Below are 22831 nucleotides of genomic sequence, written 5' to 3' on the forward strand. Positions count from 1 at the left end.
TTGCTTGAAAATAGATTTTAGAAGTTACTAAATTTCATTCTTAAATATAATCCAATATATGAGCTATAACCAACTTCACTGAATTTTAGATTCAAATTTTTGTCATAAATAAAAGTAGTTGGATAAGCTTTTATATTGAATCTTTGTCCTAAAGAGCCATCTTCATCATTTATAACTCTAAATGTAAGATTGTTTTTCTTTAAATACTCTTTTATTTCTTGATTACTTCCCGATTGTGTGGCAATAGTTATTACTTGAAAATCTTTAGAGATTTTTTCAATACTTGCTTCTTCTAGTTTACAAACTGGGCACCAAGTTGCCCAAAAGTTTATTAAAATAGGCTTTTCGTTTTCTAATAAATATTCACTGCCATCTAATAAAGTAAAACTTTTAATATCAAATTTTTCTTTGTTTAAATCAAGAGAATTGTAGTAGCTAACAATATTTAAAGCAATTATGATTACTACAGTGTATTTTATAAGTTCTCTAAGAATTTTTTTTATTTTTTCATTCATTGACAATCTTTCTTAAACTATTTTTTATAACAACAGGTACAAAAAACATAGAAACCACATAAGAGATTAATGTTCCTCCAATAAGTGCAACTCCAAGTCCACCAAAAACTGCATCATTTGCTATAAGACTACTTGCAAAAACTAAAACTAAAACAGTTAAAATTATTGGTTTTGATCTTGTTGCTGCTGCTCTTGCAATAGCTTGATTAACCTCAAGTTTCTCTTCAATAACTAACTGTTTTGCAAAATCAATAATCAAAGTTGAGTTTCTAGAGTTTATTCCAATCAATGCTATAAATCCAATAAGTGATGTTGCTGTAAGATAAAAGATATCTTTTGTAAAAATATCCATAATGATATGAGCAAAAATCACTCCAATAATTGAAATAAAACTTGAAAGAACTATTGCACCACTTAAAGCAAAATTTTTATAATACATAACCATAAGTAAAAAAATTAAGATTAAGGCTACTATAAAAGCTGTACCTAAATCAATGAAAGTGTCAATAGTAACTTGTAATTCTCCATCAAAAACTAAATCAAATCTCTCTTTTGTATCTTTATGTACAAATGAAAGGTTTAGCATATTGGTTTTTATAATTTCATATTTATTTGAGAATTTTTCAATCATCTCTTCTCTTGAATTTAAAAGAGGGTAGATTTGGCTATCATTTGAAGTTTCTGCTATTACATTTATTAAAGGCTTTAAATTCTTTGATGTAACAACTGGTTCTTTGATACTTTCTTTAATAGAAACTAGTTCTGAAATACTAATCATTTGTCCCATATTATTTATAATTTTTAGACTGTTTAATTTTAAGTTTAAAGCTTCTTTTGAATTATCGTTTAATTTTTTGCTATCATCAAGTCTTAAAAATATTGGGATTTGGCTTTGTGCATCCTTATCGTTTACAACAGCTATCTCCATACCTTCAAATGCAAGATATAAAGTTGATTTTAAATGTTCTAAATCGATACCACTCATAATTGCTTTACTGCTATTTATATTTAAAATATAAGTTTTAAAATCTTCACTTGTAAGAATATCAATATCTACTAAAGTATTTTGATTTTTAAATATGTTTGCAACTTCTATTGTAAAATCTCTTCTAGAATTAAAGCTATTTCCTCCATAAATTTCAGCAACAAGTGAAGATAAAACAGGAGGACCTGCTGGAAGTTGAATAAATTTTATTATTGTTTCATCTTTTTGACAACTATTTTGAACTTTTTCTCTAAGAATGTTTACTAAGTTATAACTTGTAATATCTCTATCTTTAAATCTTTTAATATTTATCATAAGTTCAGCTTGAGATTCTTTATCTTTTAGTGAACTTTGTTTAACCATTCCTGCAAAATCTATAGGTTGACCTTGAGATAAAAAAGCTGAAATATTTAAAATATTCTCTTCATTTTCAAGATTTTTTATAACACAATCAACTACTTTTTTTGTATCATATTTGCTAGAACCATCTTTTAAATCAATATAGATTGAGAAACTATCAGAATCTTTATCTGGAAGCATTTTTGCTTTTAAAATATTTGTTGGAAAAGATAAAATTGCTAATACAAAGAGAACTAAAGTGATAAAATAAACTAAAAATATCTTCTTTTTGCTATTTAAAATATCTAAAACTATTTTTTCTAGACTCATTTTTTACCACCTAAAAACTTATTTACAAAATATGGAGTAAATGCGTATGCAATAAATAGCGAAACAGCTAAAGAAATTGATACAAAAACAGGAAGAGGGTGCATGAATTCTCCCATCATACCACCAACGAAGAACATAGGTATAAATACCATAATAATAGCTATTGTTGCTATATTTGTAGGATTTCCTATTTCATTTGTAGCATTTATACTAATTATTCTTATATCTAAACTAGGATTTTCTTTTTTATGCCTATGAATATTTTCAATTACTATAATTGCAGCATCAACAAGCATTCCAAGAGATACTATAAGTGCAAAAAGTGTTATTCTATTTACAGTTTCACCAAGTAAAAATCCAATAAACAGAGTTAAAGATAAAATCATAGGAACAGTTAAAGAAACTATCATGGCTTCTTTAAATCCAAGAGTAAATATAAGTAAAATTGAGATTATTACAATTGAGATTAAAAGGTCTTTTACCAAAGCATTTACAGCATTATTTGCTGTATATCCATCATCTCTTGTAATTGTAAACTTAACATTTTTTTGTGCTAAATCTTCTTTTTTACTATCTAAATACTGAAAAATTTCTTCATTTATTGTTACCGAATTTGAACCTTTTAATTTTGAAGCCATAAGCGTAATTTGATTGTTTTCTTCAAATTTTCCTGATTTATTTTTTGTATAAATGTAAGCATCTTTTTTATTTTGGATGTTATATGATTTTTCTATTTTTGCAATATCTTTTAGATATATTGGAGTTTGAAAATTATATGAAATTATTAGATTTTCTAAATCTTTTATCGTTTCAATTCCTTTTTCAATTGAAAAAATAGTAAATTCACCATTTTTTGTATAGTTTGAAATATTTGGAGTATTGAAATTTAAAGCCTCAATTTGTTTTGCTATAAAAGCCATAGATAAGTTATATGAGCTTAGTTTATTTATATCAACTAAAATATTAAATTGTTCTTTTTTTTCACCTTTTAACTCTACTAAAGCTACATTATCTATTCTATTAATCTCTTTCGTTAAAGGATTTACAATATTATAAAGTTCTGTTTGACTTAAGATGTCAGAACCCTCTTTTTTTGCACTATAAAATGCAACTGTTGCTATTGGAATTGCTGTATCTATATCCATAGTTTTTATTATTGGTTGCATTGCTTTTTTTGGCATTAAATCCATATTCCTCATAACTTGGTCATAAAGTTTAAGATTTGATTGTTCTTTGTCTTCTCCAATATAAAACTGTACTTGAACGATTCCTACGCTATCTTTTGCAAAAGAGTAGATATGTTCAACTCCTTTAATCTCTCTTATTTTCTTCTCTAGAGGCTCTATTATTATCTTTTGGACTTCACTAGCTTTTGCATCTGGAAGTGCTACAATAACAACTCCTCCACTTACTTTTATTTGTGGATTTTCTTCTTTTGGCATAATTTGTAGAGAAAAAACTCCCAAAATTAAAATAAAAACTCCCAATATTAGAGTTAATGGATGTTCGATAAAATTTTTTGCAATTTTTCCAGCAATATTTAGATTATTACTATTTTTTTCATTCATCTTTTTTATCCAAATTTATAGATATTTTTGAATACATTGATGGATAGATTTGGAAATCTTTTTTATCAAAATCTATTTTTATTACAAATGAGTGAGCATTTGCTACAGTATTTGGGTAAATTGCAACTATTTTCCCTTTTGTTTTAAATTCTAAAGATGGTATTTCTATATCCACTTCTTGATTTAATTTAATATTTTTTAGATTTGATTCAGCAATATTTGCTTTTATTATTAGTGAATTTAAATCAGTTAAAATAAGATGAGGCATTCCTGGCATTGCCATTTCACCTTCTTTAATAGATTTTTTAATTACTAAAGCATCATTAGGAGCTTTTACTTTTAGATAGCTAAAGTTTGCATTTAATTCATTTAGTTTCGTTCTTGCTGTAAGTAAATTTAATTCTAACTGTTCATATTCATATTTTGAAACTAAATCTTGGTCTAATAAATTTTTATATCTTTTTAGATTAAGTTCAAGAGTTTTAACTTGACTTTTTAAAATATCACTATCATGTGTAATTCCTGTTGAATCAATTTCGTATAAAATATCTCCTTTTTTTACACTATCCCCTTCATTTACATTTACTTTTGTAATGTATCCCATCATTTTACTAGAGATTATTTTTTCATTTTGAGATTCAGTTACTCCATCTAGTTCTATAATATTTGCGAAAATATTTGTTATTAAAAGTGCTAAAACTATAAATTTTTTCATTTTTCTTCTCCTGTTTTAATATTCTTACCTAAAACTAAATTCAAATTTGCAAGTGCCAAAGAATTCTCATAAATGGCTTCTAAAAGCATAGTTTGACTTTTTTCATAGTTTGTCTCTTGATTAATCAAAGTAGTCATTGAGATTAATCTATTTTTATATTGAAGTTTAGCTTGATTTAAAACTTCATTTGCAAGCTCTTTTGCTTCTATTTTTTCTTTTAGTATTGCTTGTTTTGCTTTATAATTAAGCATTGCTTTTTCAAGTTCTAATTTAATACCATCTTTTAATTTTTCATAATCTAGCTTTGATTTTAACTCTTCTAATTTAGCTTTTTCAACTAATGCATTTCTTGAACCATCAAAAATAATTAAGCTAATTCCTAAAAGTGCCATATAGTAATCTTTATCTTGATCAGATGTAAATCTATTATCATTCACACCATATTCTAAATGAGTGAAAACTTGTGGATAATATGAACTTTTTTGTATATCAATGTTTTTATTATTTGCATCAATTGAAATTTTCTGTAAAGATACTTCATCTCTTTTTTCAAGAGCTTTTTTATATAGCTCTTCTTCATTTTCAAAATCAAAGTAGATATTTTGAATTCCTTCTACATCACTGATTAATTCATTTGATGTAAGAAATTTTAGATATGCTAGTGATAAATTAAAGTTATTTTCTGCTTCCACTAGTTTTGAATTTACATTTAACATATATACTTTTGCTTCATTTACATCAATTTTTGTCACAAGACCATTTTTATGAAATTCTAGTGCACTGTTGTGAATGAACTCAATATTTTTTTGAGCATTTTTCATAGTTTTTAGATAGTCTTTACTTAATACAGCACCATTGTAAGCTTTAAGTACTTCAAATTCTAAATTTTTTTTGTCTAAATTATATAAAATTTCATTTGCTTTCTCTTGTAATTTTGAAATATCTTTATAGTTTTCTAGTTTAAATCCTGTAAAAAGAGGTAAATCATAGCTTACAAAGTTATTTATAGCTGTTCTATCACCTGGATAATTTAAATCTTTTGGAGTTGTATTTATTCCTTCATTCATTTGAGAAAACCCAAAATCTTTAAAAGTAGCTTCTCTACTAGATAATTTCCCCATAAAAACATATCCAGCATGGTTTGTACGGCTAATATTTGAGTTCAGAGATAAAACTCCATAGTTTGAGGCAGTAATACTATTTGTATCTTCTTTTGATATTTGTATATTAAGTTCTTGCTTTTTTAAATCTTTACTATTTCCTAATGATTGTTTTAAAGCTTCTGAAAAATTTATAGTTTGTGCAAAACAAAAATGAGAAATTAATAAGCTTAGATAAATTTTCTTCATATATTTTCCTATATAAAATAATTCTATAATTATACCTAAAAAAAGAGCTTTTTAGCTCCTTAATTATAAATAAAAATTATATTATAAGATATCGTTTTTATTAATATAAGAAATGTTTATTTAATTTTTATCTTGATATTTTTCTTTGATTTCTAATATTGTATCTATATTTTTGAAAAAGAGGTCAACTAAAACTGGATCAAAATATGTTCCTTCTTCTTTTTTAATATACTCTAAAATATCATCAATATGCCAAGCTTTTTTATAACATCTATCTTGAGAAAGAGCATCAAAAACATCTGCAATTGCAGTAATTCTTCCATATAATGGAATATTTTCACCTTTTAACCCTAAAGGGTATCCAGTACCATCATATTTCTCATGATGTGAGTAAGCAATAGTAGCAGCCATCTTTAAAAGTGGTCGCGATGAAACACTTAACATTTCATACCCTTTTTGAGTATGAGTTTTAATTATTTCAAATTCTTCAAAAGTTAGCCGTGTTGGTTTATTTAAAATACCATCAGATATTGCAATTTTACCAATATCATGCATTGGACTAGCAAGCTCAATCATTGAAGCTTCAGTTTCATCTAAACCATAAGCAAGTGCTAAAATTTTTGAATATTTTGCTACTCTTTTTATATGTTCACCAGTCTCTTTTGATTTAAATTCTGCAATAGAACCCATTGTAAAAATGATATCTCTTTGTACTTCTTCTAATTCTTTACTAGCTGTAATATCTTCTCTAATAGCAAAATATCCAATATGTTTTCCATTTTTATCATATTCTGGTCCAATATCAGCAAGAACCCAATAAGGACTACCTTCTTTTCTTAAATTCTTTATTTCGAAAGTTACTGTTTCTTCTTTTGGAATCTTTTCCCACATCTTCTTAAAAATATCTTTTGGCATGTCAGGATGTCTAACTATATTATGTGGTTTTCCTATTAATTCTTCTTTTGAAAAACCACTAATTTTACAAAAAGCTTCACTCGCATGTGTAATAAAACCTTTTAAGTCTGTTTTAGAAAAAATTACATTTTTATCATAAATTTGTAGTAGTGATTCAAGTTTTGATTTTTGTTCATTTATAACTGCTGTTTTTCTTCTAACTTCTAGATTTAATTTTTTTGTATAATTTCTGTTTAAAAAATATAAAATAATTAAAATATAAATAATTGAAAATATTGCAATTTCTATTAAATATTGATTTTCAAATTCTGTAAGTGCTGATTTGTCCAAATTATTTTGATCAAAAAACAGAATAAAAAATCCCATCTCTCCACCATGAATATCTTTTATTTCATCTGTTGTAACTAAATAATTCTCAAATAGAATATAATTTTTTATATATAAAAATTTTTTAATTCCGTTTTTTTCAACTTTTTTTATTAGTTCTTCTGATGCATTAACATTTGCAACATAGTTATTTCCTATAAAAAGATTTGAAAAGGGTTTTATAAAATTAGATGTATAGTTTTCATGAGCAATCATCAGTGGTTCAATATTTTGGTTTTTAAGAGTACTTGCTATTGAGTTAAATTTAGAAACCATTTCTATTAAACCTATATATTCACCATTGTGAAATAGGGGAAACATTGTTTTGAAAGTTAAATCAAATCTTCCAACACTTATACCTTTTAAAGGTCTTGGATTTTTCATCATTTCAGCAACATCTAATCTACCAGAAGCTACATAATCTCCTACTTCATTAGTCCAACTTCTATAAAAACTATAACCATTTTTGTCAATAATTTGTATCCAAAGATTTCTAAAATCAGTTAGTTTTTCTATTTGTTTTAAAGTATTTTCATAGTTTAGTAAAGAAGAATTTTTTTTTATAAGAGCTTCAACTATTTTTTTATCTTCGCTTAGCATATATGTAAGAACATCTGTTTTCCCATATTTTTTTTTAACTTCTTCACGAAATAACTCTTTCATTTTTTCACTTTTGTCTAAGTAAATCTTACTAGATATATCTTTATTTGTTGGAATGAAATAAAAAAAGTATGATATTAATAAAATAGTTACGAAAACTATAGATGTAAAGAATATTTTTTTCATAGATTAATTACTTGAAAGATTGTGCTAAATTCCCAATAATTAGCTGCCAACCATCAATTGTTATAAAAAAGATAATTTTTATAGGTAAGGATATCATAACTGGTGGTAACATCATCATACCAAGGCTCATTAGAATAGATGCAACAATGATATCAATAACCAAGAAAGGTAAAAATATTAAAAAACCTATTTCAAATGCTGTTCTTAACTCTGAAACTATAAATGCTGGCATTAAAATTGTAATAGATACATCTTCTATTTTCTTTGGGTTTTCTTCTTTTTTGATTCTATAAAATAATGCTAAATCTGATTCTCTAGTGTTTTTTAGCATAAATTCTTTAAAAGGTTGTATCCCTTTTTCTATTGCCACATCATAACCTATCTTTTCATCCATATATGGAGAAATAGCAGTTTCCCAAGATTTCTTTGCATAAGGTTCCATTATAAAAATAGTCATAATCAAAGCAAGAGAGATAATAACTTGTGATGGCGGTGTTTGTTGAAGTCCTAAAGCTTGTCTTAAAAGTGAAAAAACAATGATAAATCTTGTAAAAGATGTCACCATTAAAAGTAAAGTAGGGGCTAGAACTAAAAGGGCTAGGAATATTGCAATATTAATAGTTTTAACAAATTGTGCAGGTTCTTCTATAGCAGCTACAGACAAGTTTACCATAGGTGCAGTTTCTGCTGAAGTGAAGCTAAAGAAAAATAATAAAACTAAAAATATTCTCAAATAAAATCCTATAATATAAAGTCTAGGATTTTATCTAAAATCTTATTAATTCTCCAAAGTGATGTAGCCAAGGTCTAGAAGCTTATTATAAATTTTACTTAAAACTTCACCAGTGGCACTTCCTCCACCACCTCCATGTTCTTGTAAAATAGTAACAACATATTTAGGATTTTTATATGGTCCATAGCTAGTAATCCAAGCGTGAGATCTTTGGTAGTACTCCATTTCACTCTCTTTCATTCTTACTTTTTCAGATTGAGGAATACTTACAACTTGTGCTGTTCCTGTTTTTGTAGCAATTGGAACTTTAGAACTTAAATATTTTCTAGCAGTTCCTTTATCTCCATAAGATACATCATACATACCTTTTCTCATAGTTTCTAAATATTTTTCTGGAATATCAAGTTCTTTTGGCTCTTCAAAATGTAATTTATTAAAATGTGGTTTTGAAAGCTTTCCAGTTGCTATATATCCAGTATATCTTGCTATTTGAAGAGGAGTTGTAAGCATATTTCCTTGACCAATTGATGTAATAACCGTTTCTCCTACATACCAAGGTTGTTTTAATTTGCTCTCTTTCCACTCTTTATTTGGGTTTATTCCTGCAAATTCATTGTTTAAATCAACACCTGTTATTTTCCCTATTCCTAATTTATCAAGTGTTTGAGAAATTTTATTTATTCCTAATTTTAAACTACCTTTATAGTAAAAATCATCACAACTTTGTTCTAGAGAGCTTCTGAAGTCAATATGTCCATGACCAGTAGTTTTCCAACATCTAAAATTTCTATTTCCAATAGGTAAAGAACCTGTACAATTTACAGAAAAGTTTTCACTTATACCATGCTCTAAAAAAGCAAGTGCAACACCCATTTTAATAACAGAACCAGGAGGGTATAATCCATTTGTAATTTTATTTGTGAATGGATGATTAAAATCATTTTTCATCTTATCCCAATCTTCTTGAGAAATTCCTCTTGCAAAAAGATTACTATCATATTCAGGAAAAGAGGCTGCTGCTAAAATCTCTCCATTTGTAGCATCCATGATTACTATTGAACCACTTTTACCCACAAAAATTTCTTTTAAATATTGTTGAAGTTTAATATCAATAGATATTTTTATATTATTATCTGTTGAAGGTTCTTTTTCTTCTAAAACTTCAATTTCTTTATTATAGGCATTTACTTTTACATCTTTGTAACCAAGTTCACCTTGAAGTTTATTGTTGTAATATTTTTCTATTCCATTTTTACCAACAGTTCCAGTAAACTTGGCAATTTCATTGTTTAAAATATCTTTTGTAGATGCTCTTCCTGTATATCCAATTACGTGAGAAGCAGCATCTCTAAATGGATAAAATCTTTTTGTTGAAGAATCGATTTTTATATCTTCATGTGATGCTAAAATTGTATATTTTGAGAAAAATTCATCATAAGGAACATAATCAACAACATTTATAAAGTTATGATTATATGCAGAATCTTCTTTCAAATAAGTTTTAATTAGTTTTTCTTTATCTAAATTAGGGAGTTGTTTTACTATTAAATCTACAATTCTTTCTAGTTCAGCTCTTTTCTTAGCACTTCTTAAATGAGGTTTTATAGATATAGAAAATCCCATTTCATTTATAGCTATTTTTTCACCATTTCTATCTTCAATAATTCCTCTAACAGGAACTTTATTTACTCTACTAATGTAGTTATTTTTTGATAATTCTTCATAATAAGTATTTGATTTAATAGAAAGAAAATATACTCTAGATAGTAAAGTTATAATTATTGCTATAATAAATATATAGATTAAATTTAGTCGTAAATTCAAAGAAATACTCCAAAAAATATAAAGTCAAATAGTATATTTAAAAGTAGGGCAAAAAATATTTTTTCATCCATTCCGTAAAATAGTGACCACATTATGATAAGACCAACATAAAAAAATAGCATATAAACATAGCTATTTGCTAAATCATACGAACCATAAGAATCTGACTTTGGAATAATAAAAATATAAATAAATAAAGATAGTAAGGTTAGTGAAAAAGGCTTTAGTCCGGAATTTATCTCAATAAATAAAAAAGCAATAACTACAAATATTAAAGAATAAAGATATCTTTTCTTTAAAAAAATATAAAAAGCAGTGAATAATACTCCTGAAAACATTATTAGAAAAAAATTAATTGATGCAATAAGGTTTATAGAGATAATTACAAGTAGAACAAAAAAAAGAATAATCGGATTTTCAAGTCGGTTTCTAATCATATTTTAAAAAATCTCTGTAAATTGAAGTATTAGATTATATTATATAATCTCTTAAAAATATCAAATTATTTTTTTTTGGATAGATCATAAATGAAGGAAAAAATTTCTGCAACAGCTTTGTACATAGAATTTGGTATCTCTTTATCAATATCTATTTTTGATAAAAGTTCAACTAAATCTTCATCTTTTTGAATAGGTATATTATTGTCTTTGGCTATTTTAATAATATTTGAAGCTGTTACACCTTGTCCTTTTGCTGTAATTAGAGGAGCATTGTCTTTTTCTAAATCATATTGTAAGGCTACGGCTTTTTGAATAAAGTTTTCTTCTATTTTTTTAGCCATTTTTAAACCTTAATATCTATTCCAGAATTAATACTTTGGTTATAACTATTATTTAAATAGTTGCTAGTTGGAGTATCTTCTTCCAAATTTTCTTTCATATCTAGTAGTTTTATGTTAACAGGAATAATATCAACATTATTCAAAGCCAGTTTTAAATCTTTTATGTTTTCTTTAATCGCAGTTTTAAAATGATCTCTTTGTGCATATATTGTTAAATCCATTTTATTTTTATCGTATAAACCAAGCATTAAATCAACTTTTCCAAAATCTTTTAATGTAAGATTTATTTGACAGTAAAACTTGTCTTCTTCGGTTTTTTTGATATTTATTGAACCATCTTCTAGCATTTCCCAAAAGAAAGGAACATAGACATGATTTGAATTTAAGATTAAAGAGTTTAATTGATAGAAATCTATTTGAGTTAATATTTTATCAACTTGTTTTAAAATTTCGCTAGATTTTGCATCCGTTTTTGTACTTAATTCTTCTTTTAGTTCTAGTAAAAGAGTTTTCATATCGTCTTTAGAAGATATTTTATTCTCTTTTTCAATTTCAGTGTTTGAGATTATATGTTCTATTCTATTTATAGTTTTTGTTAAATGAGTTTGAATATTTGATATATTTGGATTTGTTAAATTATTTAAACTTTCTTTTAAATTGTTTAAAAGAGGGGATAAATTAGATGCAAAATTATTTGAAAATGTACTTAGATTATTTTGACTCAAAGCCTGATTTAACTGTTTCATATCTGTTAAATTTTGTAGAGTTTCATTCTTTACGAACAAATTTTCCATTTTTAATAAATTGTCAATAATTGGTAAAATATTTTTATTTTGAACAATATTTGGATTTTTTACTATTTCATCTTTTATTTGAACTAAAAGTTGCTTTGTTTCATTTGTAATTTGCTCTTTAAATGCAATTTCTTCAGTAGATTGATTTAGAATTTGAGGTTGATTTATTTGTAAATTTGATTGAATATTTTGTGTTTGATTTTGATTAATTATTTGAGGATTTGTATTTTCTTTTATTTGATTTTGAATTTGATTTAAAAATGCTTGTGTACTTTGTATTTGATTTGGAATAGTTTGTTGAACTGGATTTTGTACTAAAGTGGTATTTATATTATTTAACTGAGTTTGAGCATTAAAAATATTTTGTTGCAAATTTTGAACTTGATTATTTGGGTTTTGTATATTTGGTGAAACTTGTGGTTGTATATTTTGATTTAGTTGTTGAGAATTTATTTGATTTTGTTGGTTTGTTTGATTTGCCTGATTAAACACTGATTGTTTTTGTTGTGTTGTTGAGACATTTTCAAATTTTGATTCTACTAGAGATGCTTGATTTACAACGGTTTTTAACTCTTTTGTTAAATTTGATAAATTTTCAAACTCTTTTGGAGTCAAATTTTCACTTAATTTTTGTAAATTTTGAGTTAATACTTTTAAATCATTTGTTAAAGGATTTTTTAAAATAGGCTCTTTTGATTGTAAATTAAGAGTTTGAGGATTTTGTTGAACTGTATTTTGTATTTGTGGACTTTGAGTATTTATTTTTGTCTGTAAAATTTCTACTTGGTTATTCTCTTTTTTAATAACTTGTATTGGATTATTTGAAGTAGCAAAATTTTTATTCAATTGGTTTTCAGAGCTTGGTTGATTTATATTATTTGTATTAGTTAAAATTTGATTTGCTGATTGATTTAAGGGTGTTTGGTTATTAATTGTTTGATTGCTTGATGTATTTGATTGCGAAGTTGTTTGTAAATTTGGTTTTGTTTGGCTATTTTGATTTTGTATAGATTGATTTACATTTGATTTTGGATTTTGAATATCTTGTAAAATTTTGTTTATTTGAACATCTATTTGATTTGTAAGAGGAGTTTGAACAGTTTTTACTAAGCTTTGGATATCTTTTAAAATATTTTCAAGTTTAGGGTTTTGTGTATTTGCTATTTTATTCTCAAGAAAAACACCTGAACTTTTTATTTGTTCCTTTAAAGTTGTCGCATCTAAATCTTTTATATTTTTTGATAAATTCTCTAATAGTGGTTTGAATTTTGCTAAGTTATCACTATTTTCAACTTCTTGCAACATATTTGATAGGGTCACAAGATTTGTTGATACACTACCTAGTTCTTTAAATATAGCCGAGTTCTTAAGAATGTTTTCTATAGTTGCTGTAGATTTAGTACCATCTTTAATATTCTGGAAGAGTTCTTTTATAACTTCACTTGCATTTGCTTTTACTTTTGGATCTTGTTTTATTATATTTTCAAGAGTTTGAGCATCAGCTTCTTTTAGTACATCACTTATAACTTTATTGTTATTTGCCAATAGAATATTTAATGTTGTACTTCCCGAAACCAACAATTTTAAGCCTTTTTCAAATTTTCTAAATTTAAATTATCTTCAAAAAAGATTATGAAATAAGCTCCTTTATATTCATTATCTTTAAATTTAAAAGTTGTATTATTAACCTCAATAGTACATTTATGTCTTTGAGTAAGAAATTTATGGCTCATAGCAAGCCCAATACCTGTTCCAAAACTTTGATGCTTTGTCGTAAAGTATGGTTCAAAAATTCTATCTAAAATCTCTTCATCTATACCTTTCCCACTATCTTTTATTCCAACTCTTAGACGATTTCCAAATTCTTTAGTGCAAATTAATATTAATCTATCTTTACTATTTTCTACATTTTGAATAAGAGCATCTTTTGCATTATTTATAATGTTTATAAAAGATTGTATTAATTCATTTTGAAAACCAGATATTATTAAATCATCTTGGAAATCTGTAACAACTCTTATTTTATTCATTTTTATTGCTGAGTCAACTAATGATAGAGATTTTTTAATAGTATTTACTATACTAATATTTTCTAAATCAGTGGCATTTACTATAAAATTTCTAAAATCATCAATAGTATCAGATAGATACCTTGATTGTTCCATGATTTTTTCCATATCAGTGTTTAAATTTTCTTTAGGCAGTTTATTTAGATTATTTAAAATAGTAATGGAACTTGCAATAGATGTTATTATACTTAAAGGTTGTCTCCATTGATGTGCAATGTTTCCAACCATTTCTCCCATAGATATAAGTCTTGATTGCTCTTGTATTAATTTATCTCTTGAAATATCTTTCATATTAACCATAATATGATTTTCATTGATTCTATAAGGATATAAAATTACTTCTACTTTTCTATCTTTTATTTTACAAATTTTTTCGAGTGGTTTTGGTTCATTTGTTAATAAAAATTTTTCAAAACTTTTTAGAGATTCTTCTCTATATTCAGGAGCAGTTATTTCTATGCAATTTGTACTTAAAAGTTCTTCTTCCGTCAGTCCTGTAATGTCACAGTAAGTTTTATTTACCTTTAGAAAGTTTGTATTTAAATCAATTATTGCTAAACCATCTATTGTATTATTAAATATCGCTTCAAGCTCATTTTGATGATCTTCAATTTTAATTAAATCTTCTTTTAGTTTTTGTTTATAATATTCTTGTTCACTAATATCTTGAGTTGTACCAAAAGATGCTATAGGATTTTTATTTTCATCAAATTTTATTTGATATCTTTGTTCTAAATATTTTAATTTTCCAGACTTTGTAAAAACTTTATGTGTAATAGTAGAATCTTTTCCTACATTTTTAAAAGAGTGAAAAAAGAAACTATTAACTCTATCTCTATCTTCTGGATGTACAATATCTAAAAAGTTTTCATAACTATGATTGAAATTTTCCTTATCGATTTCTAAAATATTATAAATCTCATTAGAGTAAATAATAGTATTAGTTCTCAAGTCGAGTTCCCAAAAACCTGTTTTTGTAAGTTTTTGTAGTTGTTCTAGTTTTTCTTTATAATAATCTAAATCCACAACTCTCCTTTCGATACTATTTAGATAATTTCTTTCATTATACCAAAATCTCTTTTTTCATACTCTCTTTTAAGCTACAAGTTATTTCATATGTTATAGTTTTGTGAATTTTTGCTAAAGTGGTAACATCATCAAAAATACAAACCTCTTTTTCATCACTATTTATTGATAAATTATCCATAGATACTCTTCCTAAAATTTTAAAACCTTTAGGAGTTGTATAGTTATCATTTTCATTTAATCTTAAAAAACCATCTCCATATCCAATATCATAAGTAGAAATTATCATATCTTCATTTGCAGTAAATTTTCCACCATAACCAATACTTTGACCTTTTCTTATTTTTCTAGTTGCTAGCTTTTGTGCCCAAAGTGACATAACAGGTTTTAATTTTGGAAAATCAAAAACACCATCATTATCTAAATAACCATAAGTTGCAATTCCTACTCTTGCAAAATCTTCAGTGAAATTTTCTTGTCTAAAAAGTGCTGCTGAGTTGCAAGAGTGAAACTGTGGTAAAGGTAGTGAAAGTTTTTCACATACCTCTTTTACCTTTGTTTTTGCTTTAGCAAAATTTTCATTTTGCCAAAAAAAATCAGTACTTAAAGTGTCTGCTCCTCTATGGTGCGTGAAAACACCTGTAATATTAGCTTTTTGTTTTAAAAGTCCTAAAAAAGCCATCTCTATGTCATTTATTGATATACCATTTCGATGCATTCCTGTATCAATTTTTAGATGAACGTTAGCATTTTGTGGCACTTTATTAATATCTTCTAGACTATTTATTGCTATGTGAAAAGTATGTGAATAGTTGTGAAAAGTTGTATCTGCAAGAACTAAAATATAAGGGAAATAATCTTCAATTTTTTTTGCATCTTCTATTGTTCTTACAACAGCTTTTTTTATTCCAAATTCATTTGCAAGTTTTGCAATTTCAACAAGTCCATGACCATAAGCATTATCTTTTAGAACAACAGCAACTTTTTCCTTGTTTGTTGCTTTTTTTGAAATAAGTTCAAAATTGTAAAAAAGGTTTTTTTTGTTTATTAATATTTTTGCCAAAGTTAATTCCTTATTAATTATTAAAATAGTTTATAATATTGTGTGCATCTGCTTCATTTAAGACAGATTTTAACTCTTCAAAAGAAGCATTTCTGATTTTTTCAAACTCTCCAAAATATAAGAGTAATTTTTTTATTTTTGCTTCACCAATACCTTTAATTTGTAGAAGCGAAATCTCTTTATCCTCTTTTCTTTTTTGCTTTTTATGAAAACTAATTGCAAAACGATGAGCTTCATCTCTTAATCTTTGAATAAATTGTAGTCTTTTATCGCTAGGAAGCAAATTTAGACTTTTAATCTCACCATTTTGTTTAAAATGCACTATATCTTTTGCATTTCCTTTTGCTCTATAAGCTTTTGCATCAACTTTTTGTTTTGAAATAGCAATAATATCTAAATTTACCCCAATTGAGTCAACTATATCAAAAGCTAAATTTAGTAAAGTCGTCCCTCCATCAATTACCCATAAATCTGGCGGATTATTTTTATCAAAACTCTCAACCCTTCTATATAGCATCTCTTTCATTTGAGAGTATTCATCTAAGCTCTCAAGATTATAGTGTCTATAAGATTTTTTATCAAAATTCTCTTTTCCTTTATTCCATACAACCATTCCACCAACTGTTGCCTGTCCCATAAGATGTGAATTGTCAAAAGTTTCTATTATATTTGGAACACAGTTTAAGGAAAACAGTTCTTTTAATTCATTGTATATAGAATTCTCATCTTTAATATTCTCTAATCTTAAAAGTTCATCACAATTATTTAAAGCAATTTTTACAATAGAAGCTTTTTTATCTATTTTTGGGTTTACTATTTTTATTTTTTTATTGAATTTCTTATATAAAAATTCTTCAATCGTGATAATATCTTCAATCTCATCGGCCACAATTATCTCTTTTGGAATAATTGGTAATTCATTTGAATAGTAATTTATTATTGCTCTTTTATAGGCTTCTTGTATATCAAATTCAACATCGTCATTTGTTTTCATGAAATCATAGTTTGAAGAAGCTAGTTTTCCATCTCTTATAAACATTCTTACAAGTACAGCTTTTTTATTACTAGATTTTATGGCAAAAATATCTAAATCTTCATTTGTTGTTAAATCAATTCCAGTTTTAATTTCTGATTTTTCAATAGTTTTCGCTCTATCTCGTAAAACTAAAGCCTCTTCAAATCTAAAATTTTCAGAATAAAATTGCATTTTTTCTTTTAGTTTATTTAATAGTTTTGATTTATTATAGATGTATCCTAAAGCTTCATCTAAAATCTTTTTATACTCATCTTTATTCACTTTATTTTCACATGGAGCTAGACATTTTCCTATTTGAAAAAATAAGCAAGCTTTTTTACTTTTCACACAAGATTTTTTTTGAACTAGGGGAATTATCTCATAAATGCTATCAAGCATATCTCTAGCACCACTTGAATATGGACCAAAATATTTTATATTTTTTCCTTTTTCTATTTTTCTTGTGATTTCTAATCTTGGAAAATCTTCATTTAAATCTACGAAAATATAAGGGTATGTTTTATCATCTCGTAAAAGTACATTATATTTTGGTTTTAGCTGTTTAATTAGTGAGTTTTCAAGAATTAAGGCATCATGTTCATTTGGAACAACAATCCATTCTAAAAAAACAGTTTCGCTAATCATTTTATAAATTCGTGGACTTAAATCGTTTGAAGCTTGTAAAGTAGGACTGAATTTAAAGTAACTTTTTACTCTATTTTTTAAGCTTTTAGCCTTTCCAATGTATAAAAGATGTCCTTGATTGTCAAAGTACTGATAGACTCCGGCTTCTGATGGAAGCAGTTTTAATTTTTCTTCTAAATTCATAAAAGGATTTTAACTAAAAGCTATTTAATTCTGGATATTTAAAATTAAGATTTATCTATTTCTTGATAGCTTTTATATTCTTTTTTCCATTCCATATAAGCTAAAAAAGCTAAGATTGTATAAAATAGAAGTTACATAAAACTCTTTTTTAAAATATAGGTAAATAGCAGCACTATCAATTATAATCCAATATATCCAGTTGTCTAATATTTTTTTTGTCATCATATATGTTGCTACAAGAGAAAATATAGTGATTGTTGAATCAAGATATGCATATGAAGTATTAGTATAATTTGTCATATAATATCCAAGAACGATTGAAATAATTGACAAAACAACAATTATTTTTGCATTTACAGATAGATTCAAAGTTGATATTTTTAAATTTGAATCTTTATAATCATTTCTTATTTTCCAACTGTACCAACCATAAATAGCCATAATCAAATAGTAAGCATTTAAAAAACTTGACATAAGTAGAGTTGCATCAAAAAATAAAATAGAATAGATTAATGTACTAAAGAAAGCAGCTATCCAACACCAAATATTTTGTTTTATTGCTAAAGAGATATAAAATATTGATAAAAGTGCAGCAATAATTTCCCAATAACTCATTTGTAAAATTGCTTCATTTATCATTTTAAAAATATTTTCTATTAAATATCCTTTTTAATAAGTAATTTAGTTATAAATTTGTGATTAAGAAATTGTTTCTTCCAGATGCTTTTACTTTGTATAAAGTTTCATCTGATTTTATTAGAAGTTCAATTTTTGGAATATCTTTATTTCCATCAAAGTTAGCTATTCCAATACTAACAGTTAAGTATTCATTAGCACTTGAATAATCATGTTTTATTTTTAATTTTTTAATAGAGTCTAAGATATTGTTTGCAATTTTATTTAATTCATCTAAAGAAATATCTTTTATTAAAACTACAAACTCTTCTCCTCCATATCTAGCGACTAGATCATCTTCTCTATGGGATAATAAAGTATTATTAATAGCTAGAGAAACTTTTTTTAAAGCTTCATCCCCTTTTCCATGACCATAATTGTCATTATAAGGTTTGAAAAAATCAATGTCAATCATCATTAAAGCAAGATTTGTTTTTTTTCTTCTTGATTCATAATAACTTTTTTCAAAAATTTCATCAAAAAATCTTCTATTTTTTATATTTGTAAGTCCATCATACATTGATAGCTGCTCTAATAAATCAGTTTTTTCTTTGAGTTTTATATGATTTTTTACTCTTAGCTTTACAATAGTTTTATTAAAAGGTTTTGTAATATAGTCAATAGCTCCCAAATTTAAACCTTCTTCTTCATCTGTTTCACTATTCCTTGCTGTAACAAATATGATAGGAATATTTTTCGTTTTTTCTGAGTTTTTAAGATTTTTGCATACTTCATAACCATTCATTTTAGGCATTTCAATATCTAAAAGTATTAAATCTATATTTTGAGAATTTGCAATTTCTATCGCTTTTAAACCAGATTTGGCAATTTTAATATCATACTCATCTTTTAGTAAATCTGATAATATTAAAATATTTGTAATCATATCATCTACAATTAATATAGTTGGTTGTTGATTTATTTCTGGCATTAAAAACTCTTTTTTATTAAAATAATTTTTTGAGGAAAAATATTATCAAAAAAATTATATTAAGTGGATTAAAAAAAGGAAGAGATTAACTCTCTTCCTTTTTTACATCTTCTATTAAGATTTCATCTTTTTTATCTTTGCTTATTTTTGAAATAAGTATATAGAATAGAGGAATAAATATAATTGCTATAAATGTTGCTGTAAGCATCCCACCAATAACTCCTGTACCAATTGAGTGTTTACTAGCAGCTCCAGCACCTCCACCAATGGCAAGTGGTAGAACACCAATAGTAAATGCTAATGAAGTCATAACGATTGGTCTAAGTCTTACTTTTGCAGCTTCTAATGCTGAATCAACAAGATTAAATCCTTCTTTTCTTTTTTGTAAAGCAAATTCAACAATCAAAATAGCATTTTTAGCAGCAAGTCCAGCAAGAACTAAAAGTCCAATTTGGAAGTAGATATTATTATCTAAACCTCTTAAATTAGTTGCTAAAATTGCTCCAAATATTGCAAATGGAACAGCAAGAACAACAGCAATTGGTAATAACCATCTTTCATACAATGCACAAAGAATCAAGAATAAGAAAACAATACCAAAAATAAAAGCTTGTGCTGAACTTCCACCAACTTGTTTTTCTTGATAAGCTGTTCCAACCCATGAGATTGTATATCCTTCAGGTAAAACTTCATTTGAAACTTCTTCAATAGCTTTTAAAGCATCTCCTGAACTATATCCAGCTGCTGGTTGTCCTGAAACTTTTGCTGCTTGGAAAAGGTTAAATCTTTCTACAATATCAGCTCCAACTTGTTGTTTAATACTAACAAAAGAGCTAAGAGGTAAAAGCTCACCTTTATTTGATCTTACAAAAATATTTTCCATATTATTTATATTATTTCTGTATGTGTCAATTGCTTGTAAATTTACCTTATAAGTTCTTCCATATAATGAGAAATCATTTACATAATAACTTCCAAAAGTTGCATTTATAGTGCTATAAATATCGTTTATATTTACACCTTTTGCTTTTGCTTTTTCGACATCAACATCCATTTTAAACATTGGAACATTTGGTGCTAGTGAAGTTCTAACACCCATTAATTCAGGTCTAGTTTTTGCTTTTTCAATAATTTGATTTACAACTTTTCCTAAATTTTCAATACTTCCCCCAGTTCTATCTTGAACATACATATCAAATCCACCAGTGACACTCATACCCATAATTGGAGGTGGCACAACAGCAAAAGAGAATCCTTCACTAGTACCCATTAGTTGTTTACTTAATCTTCCTAAGATTTCTTGAGCGTGCTGTTCAGGATTTGGTCTTTCGCTCCAATCTTTTAGTTTAATAATAGTTGCAACTGTGTGCGATCTTTCAGCTGAAGTTGTAAAGTCATAACCTGCAAGTGTAATAATATTTTGTACATTTGGATCTTTTGCAACTATTGCATTTATTTCTTCACTTAAAGTTAAAGATCTAGATAGTGATGAACCAGGAGGATTAAATCCAAATACAAATATAGTTCCTTGATCTTCATCTGGAACAAGACCTGTTTTCATTGATTTAAACATATCCCACGAAACAAATACTAATCCACCAAAAATTAAAAGAGAAATAAATGAATATCTAATTGTTTTTTTAACTAAAAATGAATAACCAGTAGTAGCTTTATCAAACATGTTGTTAAACCATTTTGCAAAACCTTTTGGTTCATGTTTTTTATTTTTTAAGATTCTTACACATAAAGAAGGAGTTAAAGTAATTGCAACGAATCCAGAAATAATTACGGATATAACTATGGTAATCGCGAATTGTCTGTACATTTCTCCACTTAATCCACCCATAAATGCAACAGGTACGAATACAGCTGCTAAAACTAAAATAATAGCGATTAAGGCTCCAGTTACCTCTTTCATTGCAATAAATGCAGCGTCTAGAGGAGTTTTTCCTTCATCCATATGTCTTTCAATATTTTCAATAACAATAATAGCATCATCAACAACAATACCAATTGCAAGAACTAGCCCAAATAGTGTTAAAAGATTGATACTAAATCCTAATACATACATTCCTGCAAATGCTCCAACAATAGAAATTGGTACAGCAATTAAAGGAATAATTGTAGCCCTCCAGCTTTGTAAGAATATGAAAATAATTAAAATAACTAGTAAAAGTGCTTCAACAAATGTTTTTACAACTTCTTCAATAGAAGCTGTAATAAAATCTGTACTATCATAAGGAATAGTATAAGTCATATCTTCAGGGAAGTTTTTACTAGCTTCTTCAAGAGCTTTTTTGATAGCTTTTGCTGTTTCTAAAGAGTTTGCACCACTTTGTAAAAATACTCCAATAGGTAAAGATGGTGCATTATTTAATCTTGTTTGAACGCTATATGAACTAGCTCCAAGTTCAATATGTGCAACATCTTTTAGTTTCAGACTACTTCCATCTGCATTTGCTCTAATAACAATATCTGAAAATTGTTTTGGATCACTAAATCTATCAGGAGTTTTGATAGTATATGTGTACATTTGCTTATTTTCAAGAGGTTCTGCACCAACTTTACCAGCAGCATATTGATTATTTTGTTCTTGAATAGCTGTAATAACATCTGTAGTAGCTAGTGAATATTTAGATAATTTAGCTGGGTCAATCCAAACTCTAATAGAATAATCCTTTGCTCCAAAAATCATTGCATCACCAACTCCATCAACCCTTTTTAAAGTTTCAACCATATTTAAAAGAGCATAGTTTGAAAGATATAATGAATCATGAGTTTTGTTTGGAGATTGAAGCATAGCAAAAAGTAAAATACTAGGACTTCTTTCTCCTACAACAACACCTTGTCTTTTTACTTGTTCAGGCATTGATGAAAGAGCTGCTTGAACTCTATTGTTTACATCGATTTTTGCATCATCTGGATCTGTTCCAACTTCAAAAAATACATTTATAGTTAATCTTCCACTATCTTCAGCTAAAGAGTTCATATAAAGCATATTTTTTGCACCATTGATTTTTTCTTCAAGTGGAGCTGCAACAGTTTTTGCAATAGTATCTGCACTAGCACCTGGATATGCTGTACTTACAAGAATTTGTGGAGGTAAAACTCTTGGGTATTGTTCAATTGGAAGATTGAACATAGATATAAGTCCAACTAGAAAAACAATAATAGACAAAACACCAGCAAAAACGGGGTTTTTAATAAAAAATGCAGATAACATA

The 22831-nt window shown here is 26.4% G+C and carries 16 protein-coding genes; all 16 read right to left on the minus strand.

All coding sequences use genetic code 11. The features are described from left to right. Window positions 1-17 precede the first annotated feature (17 nt). Complete coding sequence (locus tag ACBT_RS05840; protein WP_024776024.1) at window positions 18-515, minus strand: protein disulfide oxidoreductase; 498 nt, start codon at window positions 513-515, stop codon at window positions 18-20. Beyond that, window positions 508-2169, minus strand: coding sequence for an efflux RND transporter permease subunit (locus ACBT_RS11780; protein WP_024776023.1), 1662 nt, complete (start codon window positions 2167-2169; stop codon window positions 508-510). Before ACBT_RS11780 ends, ACBT_RS05840 begins: the two co-directional genes overlap by 8 nt. After that, window positions 2166-3737: an efflux RND transporter permease subunit gene (locus ACBT_RS11785; protein ID WP_024776022.1), complete on the minus strand. Its 1572-nt coding sequence runs from the start codon at window positions 3735-3737 to the stop codon at window positions 2166-2168. The genes ACBT_RS11780 and ACBT_RS11785 overlap by 4 nt, the downstream gene beginning before the upstream one ends. Beyond that, window positions 3730-4452, minus strand: coding sequence for an efflux RND transporter periplasmic adaptor subunit (locus ACBT_RS05855; RefSeq protein WP_024776021.1), 723 nt, complete (start codon window positions 4450-4452; stop codon window positions 3730-3732). Before ACBT_RS05855 ends, ACBT_RS11785 begins: the two co-directional genes overlap by 8 nt. Next, window positions 4449-5801: a TolC family protein gene (locus ACBT_RS05860; RefSeq protein ID WP_024776020.1), complete on the minus strand. Its 1353-nt coding sequence runs from the start codon at window positions 5799-5801 to the stop codon at window positions 4449-4451. Before ACBT_RS05860 ends, ACBT_RS05855 begins: the two co-directional genes overlap by 4 nt. A 120-nt stretch (window positions 5802-5921) precedes the next feature. Continuing rightward, window positions 5922-7868 carry an HD domain-containing phosphohydrolase gene (locus ACBT_RS05865; RefSeq protein ID WP_024776019.1) on the minus strand — a complete coding sequence of 649 codons (1947 nt, stop codon included), beginning with the start codon at window positions 7866-7868 and terminating at the stop codon, window positions 5922-5924. Between the two features lie 7 nt (window positions 7869-7875). Then, window positions 7876-8541, minus strand: coding sequence for a flagellar type III secretion system pore protein FliP (gene fliP, locus ACBT_RS05870; RefSeq protein ID WP_119184001.1), 666 nt, complete (start codon window positions 8539-8541; stop codon window positions 7876-7878). A gap of 105 nt (window positions 8542-8646) precedes the next feature. Continuing rightward, window positions 8647-10425: a penicillin-binding protein 2 gene (mrdA, locus tag ACBT_RS05875; RefSeq protein WP_024776017.1), complete on the minus strand. Its 1779-nt coding sequence runs from the start codon at window positions 10423-10425 to the stop codon at window positions 8647-8649. Between the two features lie 502 nt (window positions 10426-10927). After that, window positions 10928-11206 (minus strand): EscU/YscU/HrcU family type III secretion system export apparatus switch protein, encoded by a 279-nt coding sequence (locus ACBT_RS05880; RefSeq protein ID WP_024776015.1) that lies wholly within the window; start codon window positions 11204-11206, stop codon window positions 10928-10930. 2 nt (window positions 11207-11208) lie between these two features. Continuing rightward, a complete protein-coding gene (locus ACBT_RS05885) occupies window positions 11209-13578 on the minus strand; it encodes a hypothetical protein (protein WP_138108841.1) in 2370 nt (789 codons plus the stop codon). A gap of 5 nt (window positions 13579-13583) precedes the next feature. Continuing rightward, entirely contained in the window at window positions 13584-15095 is a 1512-nt protein-coding gene (locus tag ACBT_RS05890; protein WP_024776013.1) for a PAS domain-containing sensor histidine kinase, read from the minus strand. 37 nt (window positions 15096-15132) lie between these two features. After that, window positions 15133-16158: an alanine racemase gene (locus ACBT_RS05895; protein ID WP_024776012.1), complete on the minus strand. Its 1026-nt coding sequence runs from the start codon at window positions 16156-16158 to the stop codon at window positions 15133-15135. 13 nt (window positions 16159-16171) lie between these two features. Then, complete coding sequence (gene uvrC, locus ACBT_RS05900; protein ID WP_024776011.1) at window positions 16172-18001, minus strand: excinuclease ABC subunit UvrC; 1830 nt, start codon at window positions 17999-18001, stop codon at window positions 16172-16174. A 72-nt stretch (window positions 18002-18073) separates the two neighbouring features. Continuing rightward, a complete protein-coding gene (pnuC, locus tag ACBT_RS05905; RefSeq protein ID WP_228130323.1) occupies window positions 18074-18640 on the minus strand; it encodes a nicotinamide riboside transporter PnuC in 567 nt (188 codons plus the stop codon). 46 nt (window positions 18641-18686) lie between these two features. Beyond that, entirely contained in the window at window positions 18687-19607 is a 921-nt protein-coding gene (locus ACBT_RS05910; protein ID WP_024776010.1) for a GGDEF domain-containing response regulator, read from the minus strand. 85 nt (window positions 19608-19692) lie between these two features. Continuing rightward, complete coding sequence (locus ACBT_RS05915) at window positions 19693-22830, minus strand: efflux RND transporter permease subunit (RefSeq protein WP_024776009.1); 3138 nt, start codon at window positions 22828-22830, stop codon at window positions 19693-19695. Window position 22831 lies beyond the last annotated feature (1 nt).

This window comes from Aliarcobacter cibarius (assembly GCF_013372265.1).
Lineage (GTDB): Bacteria > Campylobacterota > Campylobacteria > Campylobacterales > Arcobacteraceae > Aliarcobacter > Aliarcobacter cibarius.